Annotated in this window: 18 protein-coding genes; 7 read left to right on the top strand and 11 right to left on the bottom strand. The window is 55.6% G+C overall.

Going from position 1 to position 24,464, the window contains the following annotated elements; genetic code table 11:
- The first annotated feature begins 20 nt into the window (after nt 1-20).
- Together J7I43_RS18220 and J7I43_RS18215 are read left to right on the top strand one after the other, a co-directional pair.
- Nucleotides 21-815 (top strand): SDR family NAD(P)-dependent oxidoreductase, encoded by a 795-nt coding sequence (locus tag J7I43_RS18220; RefSeq protein WP_209147286.1) that lies wholly within the window; start codon nt 21-23, stop codon nt 813-815.
- Nucleotides 816-1,061: 246 nt separating this feature from the next.
- Nucleotides 1,062-1,733: an SGNH/GDSL hydrolase family protein gene (locus tag J7I43_RS18215; protein ID WP_209147285.1), complete on the top strand. Its 672-nt coding sequence runs from the start codon at nt 1,062-1,064 to the stop codon at nt 1,731-1,733.
- A gap of 68 nt (nt 1,734-1,801) precedes the next feature.
- Here the strand turns inward: J7I43_RS18215 and J7I43_RS18210 are convergent, their stop codons facing one another.
- A complete protein-coding gene (locus J7I43_RS18210; RefSeq protein WP_209147284.1) occupies nt 1,802-2,815 on the bottom strand; it encodes a glycoside hydrolase family 43 protein in 1,014 nt (337 codons plus the stop codon).
- Between the two features lie 71 nt (nt 2,816-2,886).
- On the opposite strand from J7I43_RS18210, the gene J7I43_RS18205 reads away from it, so the two are divergent.
- Nucleotides 2,887-3,948, top strand: coding sequence for a LacI family DNA-binding transcriptional regulator (locus tag J7I43_RS18205; protein WP_209147283.1), 1,062 nt, complete (start codon nt 2,887-2,889; stop codon nt 3,946-3,948).
- A gap of 121 nt (nt 3,949-4,069) precedes the next feature.
- Here J7I43_RS18205 and J7I43_RS18200 read toward each other — a convergent pair whose 3' ends face one another.
- From J7I43_RS18200 to J7I43_RS18160, 9 genes are all read right to left on the bottom strand, one after another.
- Nucleotides 4,070-4,822 carry a glucosamine-6-phosphate deaminase gene (locus J7I43_RS18200; RefSeq protein WP_209147282.1) on the bottom strand — a complete coding sequence of 251 codons (753 nt, stop codon included), beginning with the start codon at nt 4,820-4,822 and terminating at the stop codon, nt 4,070-4,072.
- 74 nt (nt 4,823-4,896) lie between these two features.
- Nucleotides 4,897-6,114 carry an N-acetylglucosamine-6-phosphate deacetylase gene (gene nagA / locus J7I43_RS18195; RefSeq protein ID WP_209147281.1) on the bottom strand — a complete coding sequence of 406 codons (1,218 nt, stop codon included), beginning with the start codon at nt 6,112-6,114 and terminating at the stop codon, nt 4,897-4,899.
- Between the two features lie 14 nt (nt 6,115-6,128).
- Complete coding sequence (locus tag J7I43_RS18190; RefSeq protein WP_209147280.1) at nt 6,129-7,484, bottom strand: sugar MFS transporter; 1,356 nt, start codon at nt 7,482-7,484, stop codon at nt 6,129-6,131.
- A gap of 19 nt (nt 7,485-7,503) precedes the next feature.
- Entirely contained in the window at nt 7,504-8,844 is a 1,341-nt protein-coding gene (locus J7I43_RS18185) for a Gfo/Idh/MocA family protein (protein ID WP_209147279.1), read from the bottom strand.
- A gap of 142 nt (nt 8,845-8,986) precedes the next feature.
- Nucleotides 8,987-11,236: a hypothetical protein gene (locus J7I43_RS18180; RefSeq protein WP_209147278.1), complete on the bottom strand. Its 2,250-nt coding sequence runs from the start codon at nt 11,234-11,236 to the stop codon at nt 8,987-8,989.
- Nucleotides 11,237-11,341: 105 nt separating this feature from the next.
- Nucleotides 11,342-12,259, bottom strand: coding sequence for a DUF5017 domain-containing protein (locus J7I43_RS18175; RefSeq protein ID WP_209147277.1), 918 nt, complete (start codon nt 12,257-12,259; stop codon nt 11,342-11,344).
- Between the two features lie 25 nt (nt 12,260-12,284).
- Complete coding sequence (locus J7I43_RS18170; RefSeq protein WP_209147276.1) at nt 12,285-13,811, bottom strand: RagB/SusD family nutrient uptake outer membrane protein; 1,527 nt, start codon at nt 13,809-13,811, stop codon at nt 12,285-12,287.
- A gap of 18 nt (nt 13,812-13,829) precedes the next feature.
- On the bottom strand, nt 13,830-16,982 hold the full coding sequence (locus J7I43_RS18165; protein ID WP_209147275.1) for a SusC/RagA family TonB-linked outer membrane protein: 3,153 nt from the start codon (nt 16,980-16,982) through the stop codon (nt 13,830-13,832).
- A gap of 44 nt (nt 16,983-17,026) precedes the next feature.
- Nucleotides 17,027-18,055: a Gfo/Idh/MocA family protein gene (locus J7I43_RS18160; protein WP_209147274.1), complete on the bottom strand. Its 1,029-nt coding sequence runs from the start codon at nt 18,053-18,055 to the stop codon at nt 17,027-17,029.
- A gap of 488 nt (nt 18,056-18,543) precedes the next feature.
- On the opposite strand from J7I43_RS18160, the gene J7I43_RS18155 reads away from it, so the two are divergent.
- From J7I43_RS18155 to J7I43_RS18140, 4 genes are read left to right on the top strand one after another with little or no spacing between them, the layout of a single operon-like run.
- Nucleotides 18,544-19,794, top strand: a complete 1,251-nt coding sequence (locus J7I43_RS18155; RefSeq protein ID WP_209147273.1) for an Nramp family divalent metal transporter — start codon at nt 18,544-18,546, stop codon at nt 19,792-19,794.
- 12 nt (nt 19,795-19,806) lie between these two features.
- On the top strand, nt 19,807-20,823 hold the full coding sequence (locus tag J7I43_RS18150) for an NAD-dependent epimerase/dehydratase family protein (RefSeq protein ID WP_209147272.1): 1,017 nt from the start codon (nt 19,807-19,809) through the stop codon (nt 20,821-20,823).
- Between the two features lie 43 nt (nt 20,824-20,866).
- On the top strand, nt 20,867-21,901 hold the full coding sequence (locus J7I43_RS18145) for a dihydrodipicolinate synthase family protein (protein ID WP_209147271.1): 1,035 nt from the start codon (nt 20,867-20,869) through the stop codon (nt 21,899-21,901).
- Nucleotides 21,902-21,908: 7 nt separating this feature from the next.
- The gene (locus J7I43_RS18140; RefSeq protein WP_209147270.1) at nt 21,909-23,090 is read left to right on the top strand and encodes a M20 metallopeptidase family protein; all 1,182 of its coding nucleotides are present in this window, start codon (nt 21,909-21,911) and stop codon (nt 23,088-23,090) included.
- A gap of 88 nt (nt 23,091-23,178) precedes the next feature.
- Here the strand turns inward: J7I43_RS18140 and J7I43_RS18135 are convergent, their stop codons facing one another.
- Nucleotides 23,179-24,462 carry an acetylxylan esterase gene (locus J7I43_RS18135; protein ID WP_209147269.1) on the bottom strand — a complete coding sequence of 428 codons (1,284 nt, stop codon included), beginning with the start codon at nt 24,460-24,462 and terminating at the stop codon, nt 23,179-23,181.
- Nucleotides 24,463-24,464 lie beyond the last annotated feature (2 nt).

Below are 24,464 nucleotides of genomic sequence, written 5' to 3'. Positions count from 1 at the left end.
CCTTAAAAAGCAAACATACCATGGATTTACAATTGAAAGGAAAAACAGCGTTCGTGAGCGGCTCCACGCAGGGTATCGGATTTGCCATTGCCAAACAGCTGCTGCAGGAAGGCGTGGCCGTTACGATCAACGGCAGAACGGAAGCCCGTGTGGCCGAAGCCGTGGAAAAACTGAAAAAACAGGTGGCGGGCGCGCCTGTAACAGGCATAGCCGCGGACTTTTCCAAAGCGGCAGACGTGAACATGCTCATCCGGCAACTGCCCGGTGTGGATATACTCATCAACAACGCGGGCATTTTTGAGCCGAAAGAATTTACCACCATTACCGACGAAGAATGGCAGCGTTTTTTCGACGTGAACGTGATGAGCGGCGTAAGGCTCAGCCGTGCATACTTCCCCGGCATGCTGGAGAAAAACTGGGGGCGGATCATTTTTATTTCCAGTGAATCCGCCATCATGATACCCGATGAAATGATCCATTACGGCATGACCAAAACCGCACAGCTCGCCATCAGCCGCGGCCTCGCGGAGCTGACCAAAAACACCGGCGTAACCGTGAACACCGTGATGCCCGGCCCCACCAAAAGCGAAGGCGTGGTGGAATTTATCAGGCAGGTAGCCGAATCCAAAGGCATTACGCCGCAGGAAGCGGAAAAGGATTTCTTCAAAACCATGCGTCCCAGCTCGCTCCTGCAACGTTTTGCGGATGTAACCGAGATCGCCAGCATGGTCACCTACATCGCCAGCCCGCTTTCTTCCGCCACCAACGGCGCCGCGCTGAGAGCGGAAGGCGGCCTGTTGAAAAGCATCTTTTAAACCGTCTCAAACATTTCAAAAAACAAGAACGCCTCCCCTTGTCCGGGAAGGCGTTCTTTTTATATTACACCTGGTACACTTATCGGATTTAACGCAGGGAAACACTTTAGCCCCCCCTCCCGGTAAATCTAAAAGATACTCCCGGCACATACAATACCCAAAACTAGGTATTTGTCCGCCCTGAACCTCTTGCAAACTGCCGGACTTTTTCCTATATTGTCGATTCTACACTAAAAAATTCCAGTCATGAAACGACTTTATACGATGTTCCTCGTGCTCGGCGCCGTCATTTTTCTTTCGGCCGGTTTGCCCAAAAAGAAAAAGGTGATCTTCTTCGGCGATTCCATTACACAGGCCGGCGTTGGCCCGCAAGGGTACATCACCCAGCTGCGCGATATTTTGCAGCAAAGCCATGCAGACCAATACGAACTGATCGGCGCGGGCATCGGCGGCAACAAGGTGTATGACCTCTACCTGCGAATGGAAGACGATGTGTTAAAAAAGAAACCGGACGTGGTGGTGATCTACATCGGCGTAAACGACGTTTGGCACAAGGCCACCTCGCATACGGGCACCGACCTGGACAAATTCGGCAAGTTCTATCGCGCGCTGATCAAAAAAATTGAGGACAATGGCGCCAAAGTGATCATTTGTACGCCCGCGGTGATCGGTGAAAAGAAAGACGGCGCTAACGCCCAGGACGCAGAACTGGACAAGTTTTCCGCCAGCATCCGCGCGATCGCGCAGGAAACGAAGCTCCCGCTTTGCGACCTCCGCAAACTGTTCACCGATTTCGATAAAGCCAATAATCCCAACGACGCCGAAAAAGGCATCCTGACCACGGACGGCGTGCACCTGAATAAAGAAGGGAATGCACTGGTAGCGAAGTCTATCGGGGATATTCTTGTAAAACTGTAACTGGCTTCTGCCCATAAAAAAACGCCGCAATGAACGTTGCGGCGTTTTTTTATGGTGCATGAGCATTGTTAATTCCCGTTTTCTCCCGGCCTTTTCAGCACAACGCCTTCAGCTACCGGCTCTCCGAATACGGGCATACCGTCTGCGCTCCAGGTGAATCGCTGCATGCGCGGCGAGCGTTTCCCGCCGCAACCCAGCCCGGGCGCGGCATTGGCGTGGTAGAGTATCCAGTCTTCTTTGCCGTCGGGCGACTGGAAAAATGAATTATGACCTGGCGCGAATACTTTATGGGCGATGTTGGTTTTGAAGATGGGCTCCGGGTGTTTGGTCCAGGCGGTGCTGTCCATGGGATTGCCTTTGCCGGAGAAACGCAGCAGGCCAAGGGCGTAATGGTCCGTCCAGCAGCCGCTCGCGGAATATACGATCATCAGCTTCCCGTCGTGCATTAACGCCTGCGGGCCTTCGTTCACCACTACTTTTTGTCCGCTTTTTTCCCATTCATGTTCAGGGGTGGAAAGCATCACCCGTTTGCCTTCGATGGTCCAGGGGTTTTTCATCCTGGCGATGTAGATGTTCTGTCTTTCGTCCTTATCTCCTGCCCAGCCGCTCCAGATCATGTACAGCGCGCCTTTGTATTCAAAAAGATTGCCGTCTATGGCCCATTTGTCTGCCGGGTCGGCCACGCGGCCTTTCATTGTCCATTCCCCTGCCATCGGGTCCGGCGAAGGATTTTCGAGCACATACATGCGGTGGCCTTCGTTTTTCCCGCTGTCTGCCGCGAAATACGCGTACCATTTGCCTTGCAGGAAATGGATCTCCGGCGCCCAGAGATGTTTCGAAAAAGGCGTGCCGGCGGGCGGGCGGTAAATGGTTTTATGTTCGGCGGATGAAAGATCAGCCAGGCTGCGGGTTTTCCAGATATCTACGCTACCTCCCGTGGTGTGGGTGTAATAATAATAGCCGTCTTTATAAAAAGAGAACGGGTCGGCACCGGAAGGCAGCAGCGGGTTCGTGAACGTGGTTTCCTGTGCGTGGAGCGAGCCTGCCGCGAGCGCGAGCAGCAACGTTAGGGTCTTTTTCATGGCTGCAAAATAAAAATTTCCGTTTATTTGTTTTTCACTACTTTCGGGTACGTACACGTGTAAATACAGCTATGAAAGCGAATCAAAACGAGCAGCCCAACGGCGTAAAAGAGATCGCACGCAGGGCGAAGGTCTCTATCGCGACGGTGGACAGGGTGATCCACAACAGATCGGGCGTTAGCGCCAAAACCAGGACAAGGATCGAGAAAATCATACAAGAGCTGAACTATCAGCCCAATATCATCGCCAGCAGGCTGGCATCGCGCAAAGTTCTCAACTTCGCCATACTCATCCCTTCCGTTTCCGCGGAAACCGCTTTCTGGGCGGCCCCGCTGGCGGGCATCCAGCAGGCGGAAGACGAGATCAGGCAGATGGGCATCAAGGTAGACCGGTATTTCTTCGACCTCAACAGCAAGGCATCTTTTGTCAAACAAACCAAACAGATCCTGAAATCGAAGATAGACGGCATTTTGCTGGCGCCTTCCTTTATCGAGGAATCCATCGCGTTCACCGATGCGCTCAAAGAAAAAAACATTCCCTACGTTTTTATCAATTCAGACATACCCAACCGTGAAAGCCTTTGTTACATCGGGCCAGACCTGTTTCACAGCGGCTATCTCAGCGCGCATGTGATCAACTACTGCATCCAGCCGCGGGACAAAATACTGGTGGTGAACGTATCGCACGAGATCGAGAACCATCACCACCTGCTGCGCAAGGAAGAAGGTTTCCGGTCCTATTTTAAGGACAATGAAAAACGGATCGTCAAGATCGATATCCGGCAGACCAACGACCGCTCCGTGGAAAAGAAAGTAGCCGAAGCGCTGGAAGAAACGCCCAATATCAAGGCTATTTTCGTGACCAATTCGCGTGTGGCGAACGTCGCGCATTACCTGGAGAACAAAGGTAAAAAAGGTATGCTGCTGGTGGGGTACGACTTCCTTCCCGAAAACATCGCTTACCTGCAAAAAAGCGTGATCGACTTCCTGATCTGCCAGAAACCGCAGGAACAGGGCTACCGCGGCATCATGGCGCTGTACCAGCACCTGGTGATGGCCGCGCCGGTGGAAAAAGTATCGTTCATGCCGATCGACATCATTACGCGGGAAAATCACGCGTATTATAAAAACTGACCTACTCTGCAACCGATAAATAACAGGGCCGCTTCATAAAGATGAAGCGGCCTTAATGTTGTACTTAATCGCTATTGAAGTACAATAGGTAGCAGAAGTATTAAGGGTATGTAATTGCCGGTTAAAGTTTCGCGGCGCTGTCCGCATCGATGAACAGCTGCGCGCGCGGGTGCAGCCGCAGGATGGTGGAAGGATGCCTGGCATCCACGGGTGAATTCAGCGTATGATAGATCGCATTGGCCTTTGTAGGGCCGGGCACGATGCAATACGCGAACCTTGCGCGGAACAGCGCGGGCACGGTAAGCGTCAGCGCATGCGTGGGCACTTCGCCGATCGTTTTAAAACAGCCGTCGTTCACCTGCTGCTGGCGGCAGGCCAGGTCGAGGTCTACCACCTTCACCGTCGCCGGGTCGTCGAAATCGGCTACGTGCGGGTCGTTGAAAGCGATGTGCGTGTTCTCCCCTATCCCCATGTTCACGATATCCACGCCTTCCTTTTCCAGCAGTTCCGCGTAGCGGGCGCATTCAGCCTGCAGGTCGGGCGCATTGCCGTTGAGGTAATGCACGGCGCGGAAAGGTACTTTGCCGAAAATGCGTTCCTTCAGGAAGTTGCCGAAGCCCTGCGGCGCGTCAGGGTGCAGACCGGCGTATTCGTCCATATGAAAAGCGTTAATGCGGCTCCAGGGAATACTGGCGTCCGCTACGAGCGATTCCAGGAACTCCTGCTGCGACGGCGCGGCGGCGAAGATGATGTTCAGGTGCTCCTGCACGCTGAGCAACTCCTTTATTTTTTCCGCCACCATGGCGGCCGCGGCGGCGCCCATCTGTTTCCTTGTGTCGAACCGGTGTATCTTTAATTTATCCTTTATTTCCATATCATTTGTCTTGTAATTGTGAAAGGGCGCTGCTACGGATAGCCGCCAACGTTATGAACCACTAAAACTCTTTTTTATGAAACGGTTTCGTAACCGCGTGTATGCTCCGCCTGGTGCAGGATGCGGCCGCCGCAGATCACGGCGTGCATACGGATGTCCTCATCGAATATCAGCACGTCCGCATCGCGGCCTGCCGTAAGCGAGCCTTTCCGGTCCGCCACTTTCATAATCGCGGCAGGTGTGCTGCTCATCATGCGCACGGCATCTGCCAGGGGCACGTCCGCCATTTTCACCATGTTGCGCACCAGCTGGTCGGTAGTGGCCACGCTGCCCGCAAACGAGCTGCGGTCCGGCAGTTTGGCGACATTATCTTCCACGATCACACGAAGGCCGTTGTTCCTGGCGCCCAGGATGCTTTCGCCTTCGGGCATGCCGGCGGCGCGCATGGCGTCAGTGATCAGGGCGGTTTTGTCTGCCCCTTTGATCTTGTACACCAGCTTGAGCAGCGGCGGCGGCAGGTGAATGCCGTCCGCAATGATCTCCACGGTCATTTCATCCATCAGGAAAGCGCTTTCCACCGCGCCCGCGTAGCGGAACGCGTTGCGCCGCGTTACGCCGGACATGGCGGAATACAGATGCGTGGCATGCGTATACCCGCATTCAAAAGCTTCCAGCATTTCTTCGTAAATGGCATCGGTATGCGCGGCGGCGGGAAGTATCTTCCGCTCCCGCAGGTAACGGCCAAACTCAAGCGAACCAGGCAGTTCGGGCGCTGCGCTCCACCGCACCACCGCATCGGTAGACGCCAATACGGCTTTATATTCTTCGGGGTCTGGATTGCGAATGTAACGCGGGTCCTGCGCGCCGCGCTGGTTCATGGCGAAATACGGGCCTTCGAGGTGAATGCCCAGGAACGCCGCGCCCTGCGTGTTGCGCTGGTGCGCCTGTTCGTAAAGTTTTACGGCGTTCAGCAAACTGGCCGTGTCGCTGCTGAGCGTAGTGGGCACCATGGATGTGGTGCCGTAGCGCATATGCGTTTCGGCAACCGTTAGGAACGACTGAACGTCTCCGTCCATAAAATCGCTGTCGCCGCCGCCATGTACGTGAATATCTATAAACCCCGGTGAAATATACTGCCCGCGGGCGTCTATCTCGATCGCGCCCTGCACGGGGATATCGTCTTCCGTTACAGCGAGTATCCTGCCACCTTCCAGCAACACGGTGCCGCCGTTGATGACCCGGTATGGAGTGATGATCCTCCCGTTAAAAATCTTGATCTTGCGAAATTCCATATGTCTGCACTTTCCTATTTTATTTGGATACCGGGTGATAAAGTCTTAGCGGGCCCCCATCTCCTGATGAGATGACCGTAAAACGCGTAAAAAATGAGATAAATATAACAGGGGAACAACACCCAATATGCCAGCCGTTCGCCGGACGCGTCAGCAAAATGACCGTACACCACGGGCAGCAGCGCGTTGCCGCAAAGGCCCATGATCATTACGGAAGCGCCCACTTTCGTAAAACGGCCCAACCCTTCCAGCGCCAGCGGCCAGATGCCCGCCCATACCAGGGAATTGGCCAGCCCCAGCAGCACGACGAACCAGATGCTGATATCGGCCGTATGGCCCAGCAGCGTGATCTGCCCGCTCATAAAAATGATGCCGAGCGTAAAACACAATCCGAGTATGGTACAGATGCGCAATGCGTTCACCTGGCTGATAAATTTCGGGATCAGCGCGATGCCCGTGAAATACCCGACGATCGTAGCGGTCAGCGTATACGAAGGGAATGTTTTTGCTTCGAGCAGCGAAATGCCCATGGTTTGCGCGTAAGGAATGATCGTGTCTATCGCGATCACCTGCGTGCCTACGTGCAGGAAAATGGCCAGCGCGCCGAGTATGAGGTGAGGGAAAGCGAAGATGCTGGCTTTGTCCGCATTCGCGGCCGCCAGGTCGGTGCTTTCGCTTTCTGTGTTAATCTCAGGGAGGGGCGAGTAACGCACCATGATGCCGAAGAGCAGCAAAGCCGTGCCGAGGATGGAATACGGCACGATCACGCGGCGGATGAACTCGTCGAGCGCGGCGCTTTTGGCGGCGGCGTCCATGCCGGGCAGTTCTTTAAAAAGACTGGTGTCTGTGGCGCGGAGGATCACCGCCGCGAAAATAAGCGGGGCGATAATGCCGGCCGCTTTATTGCAGATGCCCATCATGCTGATGCGCTGCGCTGCGCGTTCCTTTGGCCCGAGGATGGTGATGTAGGGATTAGCCGCGGTTTGCAGTACGGCCAGGCCCGCGCCGATGCTGAAAAGCCCGAGCAGGAAAAGGCCGTAAGTGCGCGTCAGCGCGGCCGGCACAAAAATGAACGCACCCGCCGCCATCACGCAAAAACCGATCATCATCCCTTTCTTGAAACCTGTTTTTTTCAGCAGGTACGACGAAGGAACGGATATCAGCAAATAGGAAATGTAAAATGCAAAAGCTACAAGGTACGACTGGCTGCTGGTAAGCTCGCAGGCGATCTTGAAATATGGTATCAGTATGGCGTTCACCCAGGACGTAAAACCAAAAATGAAAAACATCACACCGATGATCAGGATGGAGATCCGCACGTCCCGTTTCGACATGGCGCCAACTTCCACCGTGTTTGATTTATGCTGCATCAATTGTTTTTTAAAATGATCAGATAGAAGGCGCCCAGCCCGGCTGGTATTCGCGTTTCCAGAATCTTTCGGCCGCTGCGTCGTTGCGGATGTGGCCGTTCGCAGGATCGATATGCAGCGTATTGCCGGAGCGCAGCGCGATATTGCCCAGCTGGCAAAGCAGCGTGCTCTTGTGGCCGCTCAGGATGTCCGCATTCAGCGGCGTGCCCTGGCGAATGCCGGCGAAGAAGTTCTGGAAGTGGAACGAATCCAGCGTTTCGGCCGGATTGGTCAGGTTGCGCGCGTCGATCTTTACATTGTTCTTCACTTCTTTCACGACTTTATTTTTCAGGTCGTAAATGGTGTACGCGTTGCCGTCGATGGTAAGCGAGCCTTTTTCGCCGTAGAACACCACGCCCACGGAAGCGCCTTCAACGGGTTTGCCGTTGCAGCTGCGGCCTTCCCAGATCATGCTGGTGTTGTTGTCGAACTCGAGGGTGATCACCTGGGTATCCGGCGTCTGCCAGTCGTCCTGGTAGCGGTAGCGGCCGCCGGAAGAAGAAACCCGAACCGGGTAGTCTACGCCCATGCCCCAGCGCAGCAGATCGATCATATGCGTGCCGTTGTTGAGCGCTTCACCGGTACCCCAGTTCCAGAACCAGTGCCAGTTATAGTGGATCAGGTTGTCTTTGTAAGGCATACGCGGCGCCGGGCCCTGCCAGAGATCGTAGTTGAGCCATTCAGGCACGGCGGTTTCCTTGCCTATGCCGATGGATTCGCGGTTGTTGGTATACCAGCCTTTCCCGAAATAAGCACGGCCGATAGCGCCGCTTTTCAGTTCGTCGATGGCGGCTGCCACGTTCGGCCAGGAGCGGCGCTGGTTTCCCATCTGGATGGTAACGCCGTATTTTTTCTGGGCGGCCACCAGCAGCTCGCCCTCGGCGGGATTATGACTGGCGGGTTTTTCCAGGTAAACGTGTTTGCCCGCTTTGGCAGCCAGGATGGCGGCCGGGGCGTGCCAATGGTCCGGCGCGGCGATCACCAGCGCGTCCATATCTTTATTTTCAAGCGCTTTCCTGAAGTCAGGAATGTTCTTAGGTTGTGTTTTCTGTATCTCCGTTACTTTGGTGATGCATTTTGCCGCGGCCCGGGTGTCCACATCCGAAACCGACACCACTTCGCAGTTGGGCTGTTTTGCGTAATTACCGGCCAGCGCAAGGCCGCGGGCGTTCACGCCCATCATGCCTACTTTGATGCGCTCGTTGGCGCCGATAATATTGGCGTAGCTCTTCGCGCTAAAACCGGGCAATATGCCCCCGATGGCGATGGCGGCCGATCCTTTAATGGTATTTTTTAAAAATGTTCTGCGGGACTTTTCCATATTCTGCGTGTTTGGTTGTTATTAACTTCAAGGTTTCGGGTACGTACCCGAAAATACTATTTATAATCAGAAAACAAAAGGCGGAGCGATTATTTTTTGGCCCGGCGGCATTTATCCATGGCGGGCGGTAACGCTACCGTAATCACACGGTCTCCTTTTCCAGCTCGTGATGCCCCTGCAGCATGCCGATGAATTTCGGCAGCAGGCTGATGCCTTTCGTTTTGCAATATGCGACGATATCCGCTCCCAGCCTGGTATTCAGGTGATTAAAACGCACCATTTTATTAAGCTGCACAAAACCATACCTGTCGGTCTTTTCAGGACGGGCTTCGCCATTCACCACCGGCGCGTACAGCGTGCAGTTGGTAAGCCCGGCGCCGCCCCCGGCTTTGATGTCCATGCCCTGCTCCCCTGCCCTCAGCTTGCAGTCCGCCAGCGCAACGCTCCCTTTCAGCGCCAGCCGTAATCCGTTCACTTCGCTCCGCTCCACCCGCAGGTCTGCCATCGCATCGATCTTCGCGGAAACGTGATGACAGTTCACAATATGCACTTCGGGGCACAAGGCGTGCTCATCACTGTAACTTCCGCCGGAGCCGATCAGCAGGTTGTCCGCCTTTTCCAGCATCACCTGCTCAAACACCAGGCTGGCGTTGGGCGTCAGCTGCCCGCCCGCAAACCCGCCCGGCGACGGCTGCCTGTAATCCTGCGGCGTGGGGATGTTCAGCAAACGTACGCCCTGCGCACGGCCTTCCACCACCACGTCCCTGAACGAAACGGCGTGCGGAAAAAACATATGGTCGCCGCTTTTCATCTTCGAAAAAGCGGGCGTACGCATCAGCCAGCATACGCCTTTGGAAGCGGGCTGGTTGCTGTAATCGATCACCAGCCCCTCCACCCGCACCGTTCGGCCGAAACCGATCGGGTAATTGTAGGTGAAGTCTGCCGGGTTGAACTCCAGCACGGCGGTTTCCCCGGTTGCAGACGGAATGTAGCGGCAATTGCGCACGTATATCGCCCCGTCCCATTTCGCGCCGAAATCGCGGCGGAAAGACACGAAATTCCGGCTCCACACCGTCGTGTTCTCGATGAACAAATCTCCGCCGCCGGTAACCGTAATGCCGCGGTAACCGATGGAAGAATCCTTGATGTGCAGGTGCCAGCAGTGAAAGTGAACGTCCACGCGGTTCAGCGCGCACTGGTCTATAAAAAAATGTTTGTTGAGATTGGTGCCGAACACGCCCCAGTGCACCGGCCCTCCTTCCGCCGTTACGCGAATGAAGCGGGCCTTGAGCGTACGGTTGCAGGAAAGGCCGTAAGTGCCCGCCGGCACGTCGCGCTCAGTGCCTTCTCGGTCCTGCTCCCAGGGTATCAGCCGGATGTCCTGCAAAGTAACGTCGTACACTTTCGACATGGAATAAAACCCGCCACGCGGGTTCATCGCAACGTCGTTCGCGCCCGGTTCCAGCCCCACCCACTGCTGCCTGATGATCGTGCGGCTCCGCGAGACCTGGATGCCGCAACGCCAGTATCCCTCGTATTTTGTACCGTTCTTTTTACCCGGGCTATTGCCCGATAAATAAAACGAACCGCCTTCCATGATAAGATAATGGTCTTCACAAGGCACGGCATAAAGACTGGTATAATCCTTAAACGACCAGGCCAGGTCGCCGATCAAACGGCCGTGCTCTTCCACGTAAAAAAAATCTTCCCGCGCCCAGGACTGCCCCGTGAACCGCTCGCCTGCCCTCAGCCCGATACGGTCTTTGTCGTCCGCGATAAACACGAGGCAATTGCTGTACGGCGCCATCGCCGGCAACAACTTCACGCCGGGTTTCAGGTCTTTCAGCAACTGCGCTTTGGCGGCTTGGTCCAGCGTTATTTTCCTTGACTGCAAGCGGCTTTTGATCTCGAAGCGTGCGGCATTGCGGGCATTGTATCGTTCATCGATGTGAAAGATCGTTTGCCCCCAGTGTACGTTCGTAAGCACAGGCACGCCGGTCGTTTGTTTGATCCAGAACTCGCCGCCATGGTTGATCACGGGGATGTTGTGCAGGTTGGCGAATTCGTGCGCGGCTTTGATCTGTACGCCGTCGTCGTTTTTTCCGTCACATACGGCGCCGAACATTTTATAATTGACGAAAGTTTGCGGGATAAGCGTATAACCGTCAGCGTTATTATAACGATAAACCGCGGCTCCGCCGTCGCCCGGCATGAAATAACCCGCTGTCTGTACCAACGCGCCTTCCACCGGTCTTTTAGCGGCCTTCATGCTTTGTACGTCGGGGTACAGCAGGGCGCTTGCGCTTTCTTTGGCCACGGGAACGGCGGCCGCGGCAGGAAAGCCCGCTGCCAGCGTCAATCCCAGGGCATTCAACATTTGTCTTCTCTGCATAATCGTATTTGTCTGCGGTGTTCCGGTTAATGGGCAATGCCCCTATGAACTGAGCCAACGGCAGCCCGGAGGCCGCCATTGGCTTTACTGTCAGAATATCTGTTATCAGGGTGTGACGGTTACTTCCACCTGTTTGATCACCTGTTTCTCGGAATGACTGTTCACGTTTTTGCCGATGAAAGTGGCGATATATTTCCCGGGTTTTTCGTATGCATACTGGTAGCTCGTCAACGGAGGATCAGGCAGTGTTTTGATGCCCGTGCCCCAGTCCGGCCCCATGTCCGTAGCGCCCGTTTCCAATGCTTTGGAGATCACCCAGTCTTCCTGCAGCTCGTCTTTGTAATTCAGGTTGTTGCCGTAAAACGCCAGCTGCGCGGCCTGTATGATCGCGCCCCTGCCCGGGTCGTGCAGGCCTTGCAGGATCACGCGCCAGCCGGCGGATTTGTGATCGGCCAGCGGCTGCGAGCCGAGAATGCTGTGACCGGTCACGGAAAAAGCGCTCATCGTCCAGAGTTTGGAGCCGCCGTTGGCCGTTTGCGGTTTTACGATAAACCGGTAGCCGATGTACAACGGTTTTCCGTCTACCGCATATTCCGTGATGTTTCTAACACCCGCGGGAATAGCCGTGTTGCTGTTGCCCGGCGCGAGCTTGTACAGGGAAGTAATGTTCTGCCAGGTAGCGGCATTGATGCCGTCTGCCGTGTAATCGCCGTTGAAATCGTTCGAAATAAAAACGGCGAACTGATCTTTTTGCGTGCCGTAATTCAGCGAAGTGGAAAATGAAAGACGGATGCTGTCGAGCTTCACGACGCGGCCAGCGCGGTATTCATAATCTTTCAGCACTTCGCCGGAATAAAAGCTGAGCACGTTGGCGTCGCTGTTGATGAGGAAATTGACCGCTTCGCCGGCCTTGATGGTACTGTGCTCCATCCGTACGTCGAGCGCGGGCGTTTCGGTATCGATCTCTTTGCTGCAAGCCTGCAACAGCAGGGCCGGAAGCAGTATGCGGATAATATTTTTCATGCGGTGTAGTTTGAAGGGATTAAAATCACCAGCCAGGGTTTTGCGTCAGTTTCCTGTTCAGCATCATTTCACGCGCGGGAACGGGGAACAGCAGGTGTTTGGCTGAAACATTCAAAAACGCGATGGTCGCGTAGGCATAAGTGCCCGCTTCCGAAGCGATCTCGTTGCCTTCGTTCTCCATCGTTTCCAGGAATTTGCCCCAACGGATCAGGTCGGGCTTGCGGAGCGCTTCAAAACACAGCTCGCGGGAGCGTTCTTCTTCCAGCGCGGCAAAAAATTCCGCTTTGCCGAGGTTCTCAAACTCCGCGGCCTTGGCTCTTTTGCGTACTTGGTTGATCGCGGCGTAGGCTTCGGGCGTAGGCCCATGCAGTTGGTTTTCCGCTTCGGCGAACATCAGCAGCACATCGGAATAACGGAGGATGGGGAAATTCTGCGGCGTGGTGCTCGGCGCTTTGGGATTGAGCGTTTCGTATTCCCTGCGCCATTTGCCCGCATTGCGGTGGTACAGCTGGTTAGCGGCATGCGCCACCTTGTTTTTGCCGGAATATTTAAACGGCGCGATACACCAGTCTCTCCGCACATCGCCTTCCTCGTAGAGGCGGTAGAGCCTGGCCGTGGCGTTGATGAAGCCGTAGCTGAAACCAATCTCCGTGTCTGTAGTGGCAATGCCCACGGTGTAGCCGATCCAGCCGGTTTCCGTATAGGCGTTGCCGAGGCGGTTGCCCCAGAACTCCACTTCCCAGATGCTTTCTTTAATATTGTACTTATCCTGCGCGTAATTGATGAATATCTGCGAATACGAAGTGTCCAGTTCGTGCAGACCGGATTCCATCACCTTCAGCGCCCATTCGCGCGCATCGGCGTATTTGCTTTCGTCTTTGAGAGGGTTGCCGGCCCAGTAAAGATACACTCTCGCCAGTACGCCCCTGATGGCGGATTGTGTTACGCGGCCGGAGAAGCCCGCGGCGGTGATGGTGTTAACCAGTCCTTCGGCTTCTTTCATATCGCGCACGATCATTTCATATACTTCTTTGGCGGGCGTGCGGGCTACATCGTTGCCGGTGGCGGCGGCAACAGGCTCCAGCACCACGGGCACATCGCCCCAGTTGCTCACCAGCATAAAATAATAATAGGCGCGAAGGAACAGCGCTTCGCCGCGGATGCGGTTGCGGGCGGAATCGCTCATCTTCGGTTTGTCGATATTCGCCAGCACCATGTTGGCGCGGCTGATGCCGGTATACAATTTCTGCCAGGTGCCGTTCACCAGGTTGTCTGACGAAGTATGCGTGTACACCTGCGGCCCGTTGAAGGTGCTGCGGGCGTAAAAACCAAGATCGGCTTCGGTGCCCATCCTGCTTGTGAAGTTGTTGGAATACAGCTCTGAAGCGGCGAGGATGTCGTACACGGCGGTGAGGCCGTTGTTGAGCTGTTCTTCTGTGTTGTAATATGCGGTCGGCGTGAGGAAATCCTTGGGCTTGGTGTCCAGGAACTTTTTGCAGCCCGTCAGCGCCGTTGCCGTTATTATCGTTATGAAGAAACAAATGCGTTGCATAACCATTGTGTTTTCAGGTTAGAAGGATGCTTTTACACCGAAGGTGAGCGTGCGCGCACGCGGGTAAGCCGAATAATCGAACCCGGAAGAAAGCGCGCTGTGGCGCACGGATACTTCGGGGTCCATGCCGGAGTAGCTGGTCCAGGTCCAGAGGTTCTGCGCGGCTACAGACAGGCCGATGCTGCTGATCTTCGCGGGTTTCAACCAGCGTTTCGGAAGTGAATATTGCAGGCTGAGCGTTTTCAGGCGCAGGTAACTGCCGTCTTCTATCACGCGGGAAGAATACAGCCCGTACATGGTCTGGCCGCGGCTCACGGGGATGTCGCTGTCCGGGTTTTCGGGGCTCCACCTGTTCACGTACGATTTGTACTGGTTCAGGTTGTTGCGGTTGCCCACGTTTTCTTCGAACATCAGGCGGTTGGCGTTCATGATGTCGTTGCCATAAGACCACTGGAAAAACACGTTCAGGCTAAGCCCTTTGTAGGAGAAGTTGTTGGAGAAACCGCCGGTGTGGATGGGCAGGCCGCGGCCGATCACCGTCATGTCGCTGGTGTTGGCCACGCCGTCGCCGTTGATGTCCCTGAATTTGTTATGCCCCGGCTTGATCATATCCCTCGTGTCGGTATTGGCCGGCACGTCTTTGCGCAGCACATATTGACCAGGCGCCGTTTCGATAAAGTCTTCATATTTGTACAGCCCGTCCCAGATATACCCGTAAAACAGCGAGGTAGACTGCCGCAGTCTTGCAATGTACAGCGCGCCTTTGTAACCGGAATCCCAGGTCATGGGCGTCAGCAGGGCCTCTTCGCCTTCGGCGAGGGCCAGCACTTTGGTCTGGTTGAAGCTGATGTTGAAATTGCTGCTCCAGGTGAAATTTTTCCGGTCGATGTTCACCGTGCTCAGCGTAAGTTCCAGGCCCTGGTTGCGCACGCTGCCAATGTTCTTGAAAACGGTCTCGAAACCGGTGGTATAAGGCACGTTGGCCTGCAGCAACAGGTCGCGGGTGGTTTTGCGATAAACGTCCGCGCTAAATTCGATGCGGTTGTTAAACAGCCCGAGGTCGTAACCGATATCGATCTGTTCGGTGCTTTCCCATTTCAGGTCGCGGTTGCCGATGGTGCCGGGTATCACGCCTTTGGAAGGCGTGGCGTTGTTGAACGAATAAGAGGCCCCGATGGGCAATTGCAGCGATGGCATATAATCGAAATCCCCCACGCGGTTGTTGCCGGTTACGCCGTAACTGATGCGCAGTTTCGCGTCGGACACGGTGCGGAGGCCTTTCATAAAATTCTCCCCGCTCATGCGCCACGCGAAAGCCGCGGACGGGAAATAGCTCCATTGGTTCTCCGGTGCGAACTTGGACGAGCCGTCTGCCCGCAAACTGGCCGTGAACAGGTATTTCGAACGGAAACCATAATTCACGCGGCCGAGGAACGACGCGAGCGTATAATTTCCGTCGGAAGCGTAAGCCTGGTAAGGAATGCCTTCATCGAGGCCGCTCAGTTCCAGTTCTTCGTTGGGTACCTGCTGCGCGGCGAACCCGTAGCGGGAACGTTTGCCGGCCTGCATGGTCATGCCCGCCACTACGTCCAGCTTATGGACTTTATTAAAGGTCTTGCGGTAGCTCAGTGTATTTTCGTTTACCCAGGTGCTCAGCTCGTCGTAGCTCACCGAGCCGTTAATGCCCTGCACGTTGGTGGGGAACAGCGGGGTGCCCTTGTGCGTCATGCTGTTGAAGAAGGCGTCGCTGCGGCCGGTCTGACTGTTTACGCCGCCTGTAATTTTCAGCAGCAGGTCTTTGGTGATATTATAATCGACGTACGCGTTGGCGGTGAAGTTTTTGATACCGCGCAGCCGCAGTTCGTTCTGCGTGCTGATTACGGGGTTGATGCGGTGGTCTGCCGCATCGTTGATGTCGGGGTCGAAGAGGTCTTCGCTAAGATCGATGCCCGCGCCGCTTACCGGGCGGTAGCCCCACACGCTGAACAGCAGGTAGTTCGTGCTCTGGTTATTATTGGCTGAGGGAGACGCGCCGGTTTGCGTGGTGTTGCTGTAGTTGATGGTAACACCGGTTTTCACTTTGGGGGTCACCACCTGGTCTATGCTGATCCTGCCCTGGTAACGTTTGAAACCGGACTGGATAATGATGCCTTCCTGGTTGGAAACGGAGCCGGAGAGCGAATACTGCGTCTGTGCGTTGCCGCCTCTCAGCGAAAGGTTGTGGTTGGTGATGGGCGCGGTGCGGAAAATATAATCCTGCCAGTTGTAGCCCGGTTCGTTTTTATACGATTCCAGCGTTTTGCCATTCTGCAAATACGATTCGGTGGCCACATCCGGGTTACGGTCGTACTGGTATTTCACGAACTCGTAGGGGTTCATCATGGGGATCGTTTTCAGCACTTTCTGGATACCGTAGCTGCCGCTGTAGGTCACCACCGGTTTGCCGGGCTTTCCTTTTTTGGTGGTGATCACGATCACGCCGTTGGCGCCACGCGCGCCGTAGATGGCGGTGGCGGAAGCATCTTTTAATACGTCGATAGACGCGATATCGTCGGGATTGATCGATGCGCTTTCGGGGTCTTCCATCGGGAAGCCGTCGATCACGTAGAGCGGCGCGTTGCTTTGCGTGAGCGAGTTGGCGCCGCGTATCACGATGTTCATCTGCGAACCGGGCTGGCCTTCGCCGGAAGACACCTGCACGCCCGCCAGCCTGCCGGCCAGCGCCTCATCGAAACTAAGCACCGGCGCTTTGGAAAGGTCTTCCATGTTCACGCTGCCTACCGAACCGGTAAGGTCCTTTTTCGCCACGGCGCCGTAGCCGATCACCACCACTTCATCTATCCCGCGCGACGATTCTTTGAGTAGGATGTTGAGGTTGGACTGGTCTTTTAATACAAAGCTTAGTCTTTCAAAACCGATGTAGCTGAACACCAGCGTTTCGCCGGGTTTTGCGGCGATGCTGAAACGCCCGCTGGTATCGGTGGTGGCGCCGCGGCCGGAGCCGTCTATCTTTACGCTCACGCCCGGCAATGCAAGCCCGGAGCCTGCCGCCGTTACCCGGCCTTTAACCGGCGAAGGGTTTTGCGCGAAAGAAAATACCGGCAACAGGAACAGCATTAGCATGAGGTATCCTGCACCCCGCCATGCATAGGTATATCGTTCCGATTTCATGATCAGAAATTTTATGGTAAGAAGAGTAGTGTGTTAAGAGTAGATTATCTGCGGCGTTTCCTGGCCCTGCTCATCATCGCTTCCAGCGTTACCGGCGCGCCGTTCTTCTTTTTGCTCTCATCCGCGGCTTCCATAAAAGCCAGTATTTCCAGGGTTTCCGCTTCCTGTACGGGCGGCTTGCCCGTTCTGAAAAATTCCGCGATCTGCATTACCAGCGGCACATAACCTTTAAAAGGCCCGAGCGTTGCCACGCCTTTTTCGCCGAACACGCTGCCGCCGTAATCGGACTTCCCGTAACGCGTACCACGGAACGTGCCCACGCGCCCGTCTGCCCATGTACCCACGATCACATCGGTATTATCCGTATGCGTACGGGTAACGGATCTGCAGCCAGCGCCCATAACGGTGAACAGCGTTTCCACGCCGTGGATGCCGTACCAGAAAATGTCCGGGTGCGTTTTTTCGAGATGGCAGGGACTGAAGGTGTCTGCGCCGAGCACTTTTCCAACGGAACCGTTCACGACAGCCTGGGCGGATTCCATGTAACGGAGCGAAGAAGCGGAGAAAACCGGCGCGTTGTATTTGCGAGCGGCGTCGAAGATCTCCATGCCTTCGGCCAGTGAGGCCGCCAGGGGTTTGTCGATGAACACCTTTTTACCGGCTTTCAGCGCGGGCAGCGCCTGCCGGAGGTGCGGGCGGCCGTCGTTGGATTCTACCATCACCACGTCTACCCTGGCTACAAGGGCGTCGATGGAATCGGTCATTTCAACGCCCAGCTTTTTCAGCTCTTCCACGAAACCGGGCAAACGTTTGAGGTTGTTCTCGATGTCGGGGCTGGCTTCCGCGAAAGCCGCCGTTACTTTAAAACCTTCCAGGCCGGCTACGGGCGTGGGACTGTTAAAGCTTTTGGCAAAGGCCACGGCGTGCGAAGTGTCGCAGCCGATAATACCGATGCGGACCGGTTCGGCGGAAGATGCGAAAGCATTAAAAGGCAATGCGGCGGCAAGCCCGGCGCCGGCTGCGGCGGTGGAAAAAGTCTGGAGGAACCTGCGGCGGTCATACAATTGCGTCATGAGGAACAGTCTGATTGATTAAGCTGAATGATTCGGTTGACTAATATAATATAGGTCAAATGGCTGAAACCCGGGCATTAAAAAAGCGTTTCCGTGTACGTACCCGTTCTCTTGTCAAATTTAAGGCTGCCCGGCAGCCTGCTTGATGTATTTACCCGGTTTTCGGGTACGCACCCGGAAATTAGAAAATATTTCCTGAAAATGCAAAGCATTTTCTTCGGACTGGTGCATAATTCTCACTAAATACGGGGAAACCGGGCATAAGAGGCAGAATTTACAATCAAGGAACGGGCGGTCATCCTGGTATGTAAAAACCCCTCCTATTTTCTGCATAAAATATTTGCATTTATGGCTGCCGCCATGTACTTTCGTGTACGTACCCGGAAAATCATGATTTCCGCGTAGTTTTTTCCGCTTTGCCGGTAAACCTTTCTTCCCGGCACTCACCCGTTTTTTCGTTCTTCAGGAAACCAAAATTTATCGCGTACATGAACCACACCACCGTTATGCAGGAACCGCAGCCCGCTGTTACCGCGCCTTCGCGGTACAGGAACTGGCTGCAGGCCATCGGGCCGGGAATGATCACCGCCGCGCTGGTATTCGGCCCCAGCAAGATCACGATTACCTCCATGATGGGCGCCCGTTATGGTTATGACCTGCTCTGGGTTGTGGCGGTCGCCATTTTTTTTATGATCGTATTTGCCACCATGGCCGCCAGGGTGGGCATCGCCACCAGCGAATCGCTGCTTACCACCATCGGCCGCAAATGGGGCAGCGCTGTGCGCATCGCCATCGGTGTGGGCGTGTTTTTTGTTTGCGCGTCTTTCCAGGCGGGCAATTCCATTGGCACCGGTATCGCCGTTGGGGAAGCCACACACACCAGCCCGGCGATCTGGATCGTGGTATTTAACGTGCTTGCCATTGGCATGCTTTTTTTCAGGGCGTTCTATAATATGCTGCAAAAGGTGATGATCGGTTTGATCGTGCTGATGCTGATCGCTTTTATAACAACGTTCCTGCTGTCAAAACCTTCCGTTTCCGGCATGGCGGAAGGCCTTGCGCCAACAGTGCCCGCGGGTTCGGAACAGCTTATTATCGCCTTTATGGCTTCCTGTTTTTCCATCGTGGGCGCTATTTATCAAACCTACCTCGTACAGGAAAGAAAACGCGTCAGCCCCGATGCGAAACAGACCGGCCGCGAAACCTATCCCGGCATGATCATCCTCGGCCTGCTGAGCGCGATCGTGATGGTGTGCTCCGCCGCCGTACTGCACCCTAAAGGCATTGCCGTGAACACCGCTACGGACATGGCCCGCGCACTGGAGCCCATCTTCGGCAACCTCGCCTCCGCCCTTTTCCTTTCCGGTCTTTTCGGCGCATCGTTTTCCTCGCTGATCGGCAATGCTTCGCTGGGCGGCACGTTGCTGGGCGACGCACTCGGTTACGGCGGGCGGCTGCAATCTTCCATGGTGCGTTTTTTTATCGGCATCATTATGGCAGTGGGCGCCGTTGTCGCCATCATCTTCGGTAAACTCCCGCTGCAGGTGATCGTGCTGGCACAGGCCGTCACGATCTTCGTAGTGCCGTTCATCGGCATCGCGCTCTACCTCATCGCCAACAACGGCGAGATCATGGGCCATTATAAAAATTCCCTTTTCTTCCGTATCGCCGGCGCCGCCGGCCTGATCGTTATGCTCCTGCTGGCGGCCAGCAACGTAAAAACTTTATTCTTCTCCTGACAAATTCGTTCCATGAAAAATGTTCAGACCACCGTAGACAGATTATTACAGCCCTCTCCTGCCCTTGTGGCCGATATTGCGAAACTGGAGGGAGACATCCTGATTCTGGGCGTCGGCGGCAAGATCGGTCCGAGCCTGGCCAGGCTGGCGCGGCAGGCGGTTGACCTTTCCGGCGTCCCGCGCAAAGTAATTGGGGTATCGCGGCTTACAGAACCGGGATTGAAGGAAGAGCTCGCCTCTTACGGCGTGGAAACCATTGCCGCCGACCTGATGAACGAAAACGACCTCGCCGCGCTGCCCGATGCGCCGAACGTGCTGTATCTCGCAGGCACCAAATTCGGCACCACGGGCAAAGAAGCTTTTACCTGGGCCATGAACGCTTACCTGCCGGGCCGTGTGGCGGAGAAATATAAAAACTCGAAGATCGTGGTGTACAGCACCGGCAACGTCTATCCTTTCACCCCGGTGTTTTCGGGCGGGGCAGACGAAAACACGCCGCCCGCGCCTGTCGGCGAGTACGGACAGTCATGCCTCGGCCGCGAACGCGTATTCGAACATTTTTCCAACAAATACGGCACGCCCATTCTTGTTTACCGGCTCAATTACGCGAACGACCTGCGTTACGGCGTATTGTTGGAGATCGCGAAGAACGTTGCGGGGGAAAAACCGATCGACCTGCGCATGGGCCACGTAAACGTGATCTGGCAGGGCGATGCGAACGAAATGGCTTTGCGTAGCTTTCATCATTGCAGCGCGCCCGCGAAATTCCTGAACATCACCGGGCCGGAAACCGCTCCCGTACGATGGATCGCGGAGCAGTTCGGCAAAATCATGAACAAAACGCCGCAGTTCATCAACGAAGAACAGCCCACCGCACTGCTGAGCAATGCGGCGGAAAGTTTCCGTTTGTTCGGCTACCCGAAAGTAGGCCTGCTGCAAATGATCGGTCTTACCGCCGAATGGTACCAACAAGGCGGCGCCACCATTCAGAAACCCACGCACTTCCAGGAAAGGGCGGGAAAATTCTAGCCGCACCATTTTAACCTGACGTTCAAAAAATCACTCCCAAACCATGCATTCTTCCATAGAACAACTGCTTTACGCCGGCACGGTGATCCCGGCCCATCCCCTCGCGCTCACCGCCGGGCGCCGGCTCGACGAAGCGCGGCAGCGCAGGCTTACCCGTTACTACATCGCGGCGGGCGCGGGCGGCGTGGCCGTGGGCGTGCATACCACGCAATTCGCCATCCGCCATCCTTCCGTCAACCTTTACGAAACCGTACTGCGGCTGGCCGCCGAAGAAATCGATAAATCAAAGCTGAACCGCCCGTTCATCAAAGTGGCCGGCGTTTGCGGGCCAACGGAACAGGCGCTGAAAGAAGCCCGCCTGGCCGTTGGTCTTGGTTACCATCTCGGGTTGGTAAGCCTCGGCGGTTTGCAGCATTTGAGCGAAGACCAGCTGATCGATCACCTTACCGCCGTTGCACAGGAAATACCCGTTTTCGGATTTTATCTTCAACCTTCCGTAGGAGGCCGTATATTGAGTTACCATTTCTGGGAAAGGCTGGCGAACATCCCGAACGTAAAAGCTATCAAAACGGCCCCGTTCAACCGCTACCAGACCCTCGACGTGGTGCGTGCCGTATGCAGTTCTCCCCGAAGGGAGCAAATAGCGCTTTACACGGGCAACGACGACAACATCGTGCCCGACCTGCTGACCACCTACCGTTTCAGCATCAACGGCGAAACGGTAGAAAAAAGGTTCGCCGGCGGGCTGCTCGGCCACTGGTCCGTCTGGACCAGCAGCGTAGCCGCGCTGTTCGAAGACCTGCGCCATATGAGCCCGCAGGACGCGCTGCGTACGGGCATTGCCGTTACAGACATGAACGCCGCGCTCTTTGATCCTTCCCATGCCTTCGCCGGCTCCATTGCCGGGATACACGAAGTGCTCCGCAGGCAGGGCCTCCTGGAAGGCACCTGGTGCCTGGACCCGGAAGAAACCCTTTCCCCGGGCCAGCTGGAAGAGATCGACCGCGTAACGGCCGCATATCCGCAACTGACGGACGATGCGTTCGTAAAGGCGTTCCTCGAGAAGGATAAAATTTGATTCGGATATGTTAAAAGAAAGGATCAGGGAAGAAGCCCGCCGCTTGTACGAAAACACCGTGCAAACCAGGCGGCACCTGCACGCTCACCCCGAGCTTTCGTTTAAGGAAAACAAGACGGCGGCCTACGTTGCATCAAGACTGGACGCGATCGGCATTTCATACGAAACAATGGCCAACACCGGCCTGGTGGCCCTGCTGCAGGGTAAAAAAAGCCCGTCGGACAAAGTGGTGGCCTTGCGCGCCGATATGGACGCGCTACCCATCCAGGAACTGAACGACGTGCCATACAGGTCCGCCGCGCCCGGTGTGATGCACGCCTGCGGGCACGACGGCCATACCGCTTCGTTGCTGGGCACGGCAGCGATTCTTAAATCGCTGGAGCAGGAATTTTCCGGCACCGTCAAGTTTATTTTCCAGCCGGGAGAAGAATGCACGCCGGGCGGCGCCAGCATGATGATCCGTGAAGGCGTGCTGCAAAACCCCACGCCGCAAAGCGTTTTCGGCCAGCATGTAATGCCCGAGCTGGAAACCGGCAAGATCGGGCTTCGCCCGGGCAGGTACATGGCCAGCGCAGACGAGATCTACATCACCGTGGAAGGCAAAGGCGGCCACGGCGCCATGCCGCACACCACCATCGACCCGGTGCTGATCACCAGCCACATGATCGTTGCGCTGCAGCAGATCGTAAGCCGCAACGCCAATCCCACCGTGCCTTCCGTATTGTCTTTCGGCCGCGTGATCGCCAATGGCGCGCACAACGTGATACCCGATAAAGTGACGATAGACGGCACTTTCCGCACCATGGACGAAACCTGGCGTTTTGAAGCGCACCGCAGGATCAAAGACATGGCGGGCAGCATCGTGGAAAGCATGGGCGGGAAATGCGAAGTGAACATCACCGTGGGGTACCCGGTGCTGATCAATGAAGAAAAACTGACGGCGCGCACGCGGGCGCTCGCGGAAGAATTTGTGGGGAAGGAAAACGTGGTGGATCTGCCCATCTGGATGGCCGCGGAAGACTTTGCGTCTTATTCGCAGATCGCGGATGCGTGTTTTTACCGGCTCGGCGTGCGCAATGAAAAACGCGGCATCACCTCCGGCCTGCACACCGCCACGTTCGACCTCGACGAAAAAAGCCTTGAGATCGGCTCCGGTTTAATGGCCTGGCTGGCGCTCAACAACCTCTGACTTCTTTCCAAATAAACGGCTGTATAAGCCTGAAAAGGGGCAATAAACGGATTATTGCCCCTTTTCTATTGACCAAAACAATTAAAGATTACTTCCCTTTCAACTTACCAATCAACCAGCCATTTTGTTCTTCGTGCTGGTCAGGATAAGCCCAGTGGCCGGTTTCGAGGTACAGCGACAGGTCCTTCGGCGCTGTGATCACGTTATACGAGGCGTACATGGACGTAGGCGGGCAGGTTTCGTCGTTGAAGCCCCAGGTGTAGCGGCCGGCTGCTTTAACGCGGCGCGCGAAATTCACCACATCGTAATAACCTGCCGTAGCGATAAAGTCCTTGCGGTCTTCGTTGCGGCGGTAAAACACATGCGGCCATCCCCCGGCGCGGTTGTGCAGGTAGCCGGTCACGTCGCTGAGCGCGGGGTACATAGCGGCGAGATATTTTACACGGGGGTCCAGCGCGGCGGTAACGATAGAAAGCGCGCCGCCCTGGCTGCCGCCCTGCACGCCGAGGTTTTGACCGTCGTACGCGGGAAGGCTGGCGATGAAATCGTTCGCGCGCACGCAATTGAGATAAACGCGTTTATAATAGAAACGGTCTTTATCGTCCATGTTGAACATCTGGTAGCCGCTGAGCGCGCCGCTGGAAAGACTGGTGTACACAGCGGGATCGAGGTTCACCGGGATGCCGTGGATACCGATCTCGAAAGTGATCACACCGGCTTCGGCTTTTGCCATATCTCCCATGTAAGGCCTGATACCGGCGCCGGGCACACGCAGCACGGCTGGATATTTACCTTCTTTTTTCGGCAGGCACAGGATGCCGTACAGCCGCGACTGACCGTAACCCTGGAGGTTTACGTGGTACACGTTCACGTTTTCGGTGCAGCGCTCGGGCAGCAGCGTCATTTTTGCGTCGAGAGGAATTTTGGAAAGCTCCGTTTTGCCTTTTTCCCAGAAGCTGTCGAAATCCGCGGGATTGTCTACCGTCGGCTTGATCTTTTCCGGGTCGTAACCCGCGGTGGCGAGGCGTTTGTAAGTTTTCCCGTCCACTTCGGCAATTACCGTGCAGCGCAGGAAACCCGGTTCGCGCAGCGTTCCGCCTTCTAACGTAAGGCTGCCATTAGCAAGCGTGGCGGTTTGTTTGATGACGGGCTTCATCTTCTCCGCGCCCACTTCATAATCCACCTTTACATTTTTTACCGGGTTGCCGTTCCGCAAAACGGTGATGGTGAACTTTGCTTTTTCGCCGGTATGGTACAGCCAGTCCGCATGATCGGGCGCCACTACCACCTTCACCGCCGTTTCCACCGGCTGCGCCACAGCGGCGGCTGCCAGGAACAATAAACCAAGAATGATCTTTGAAAATTTGTGCATGC

The organism is Chitinophaga chungangae, assembly GCF_017742215.1.
GTDB classification, from domain to species: domain Bacteria; phylum Bacteroidota; class Bacteroidia; order Chitinophagales; family Chitinophagaceae; genus Chitinophaga; species Chitinophaga chungangae.
The sequence above is the reverse complement of the archived record's forward strand: the minus strand, read 5'-3'. Positions and strand labels throughout refer to the sequence as shown.